Raw genomic sequence first — 1,576 nt, 5'->3', positions numbered from 1 at the left:
CCGCCGAGGCGCGCAGGCCCGTGAGCGCGCGGCGCACGTCCGCCGCCACACCGGTGGCCGAGCGGGGCCGGGGGGCATAGAGCACCTGTTCCACCGCGTCCGCCACCCGGTGCACCGCGGCCCCGGCCTCCTCGTCCAGCTCGCCCAGCCGCACGATCCGCTCCGCGGCCGCGCGCGGGGTCAGCGACTCGTCCGGCGCGATCCCGTGGTCCCAGGCGCTGTCGGTCAGCTCCCGCCACGCCGCCAGCGTGTGCTCCGCCGCGCCCTCGTCGGACCTGGCGTGCGCGCCCAGCCGCCGGGAACGCGCCCGCCGCCGCCACAGCAGCGGTGTCAGCGGCAGCGCGAGCAGCACCAGCGCGCCCAGCACGAGCAGCGCGGCCCGCAGCCCGCCCGGAGTGCCTCCGCCGCCACCCGGCGCCGCCACCGCCTCGGACGGCGCGGCACACACCGCCGGAGCGGCCGAACCGGCCGCGCAGCTCTCGCTCGCCGACGCCTGCGGCGACGGCGCGGCCGACGACCCGCGCGAGGGGAGCGCCGGGTCCGGCAGCGCACTGTCCGGGGTCTGCCGCCGGGTGTACGACGGCGTCGTGCCCCGGGTCGGCGTCGGCTCGAAGCGGGTCCAGCCCACCCCCTCGAAGTACAGCTCCGGCCAGGCGTGGGCGTCCTTCAGGCTCACCGACACCGTGCCGTCCGCCTGCGGGGTGCCCGGCGCGAAGCCGACCGCCACCCGGGCCGGGATGCCCAGCGTGCGGGCCATCGCGGCCATCGTGAAGGAGAAGTGCACGCAGAAGCCCTGCTTGTCGCGCAGGAAGTTCGCGATGGCGTTCGGGCCGCGCCCGACCTGCACCTGCGTGTCGTACCGGAAGCCGCCGTCCTCCGCGAACCACTCCTGGAGCTTCACCGCCTCCTCGTAGTGGTTCGCCGCGCCGGAGGTGACCTCCTTCGCCGTCCGGGCCACCACCTTCGGCAGCGCCGGCGGCACATCGGTGTACTCGCGCCGCAGCGCGTCCGGCGGCTTCGGCGCCGAGGCCAGCTGCCGCGCCGTCGGCCGCACGTCCAGGCTGGTCACCAGGTAGGTCGCACCGCGCGTCGTCTGCCGGTGGTCGCCGACCAGGGTCATGCCCACCGGTTCGTACCGCCAATTGCCGCCGATCCGCACGCCGGTCGGCGGATACGGCATCGGCAGCCAGTCCTGCGCGTACGACTCGGCCGCCGAGATGGTCGTCCGGACCGTGGTCCGGCGGACGTCCGGGCCCAGACCGATCGGCGTCGGGAAGGCGTCCGGCACCCCGACGATGTGCCGCTGGGCCGGCTTCCAGGTCGTGCCGTCGAAGTCGTCCAGGGACACGATGCGCACGTACATGTCCGACAGGTCTTCGGCGTTGGTCCGCAGGGACAGCACCTGGCGGTCGCTGTCAACGTTCAGGGAGTCGCGCAGCGACACCAGCGGGTTGACGGCGGAGATCATGCCGCCGTTCCCACTGCCCGCGCCGACCCCCGCACCCGTGCCCGCCAGCAGACCCCCCCGCATCGCGGGCAGCGCCAGCGGCACCAGCAGGGCCACGCCCAGCGCCAC

Annotated in this window: 1 protein-coding gene; it reads right to left on the bottom strand. The window is 75.8% G+C overall.

All coding sequences use genetic code 11. The features are described from left to right. The coding region (locus tag GTW40_RS17420; RefSeq protein WP_161181121.1) for a DUF3488 and transglutaminase-like domain-containing protein at positions 1 to 1,576 on the bottom strand (1,576 nt) is incomplete at both ends.

The sequence above is a fragment of the Streptomyces sp. SID4985 genome, from assembly GCF_009863025.1.
In the GTDB taxonomy this organism is placed as follows: domain Bacteria; phylum Actinomycetota; class Actinomycetes; order Streptomycetales; family Streptomycetaceae; genus Streptomyces.
This window is presented reverse-complemented; position numbering and strand designations above follow the sequence as displayed.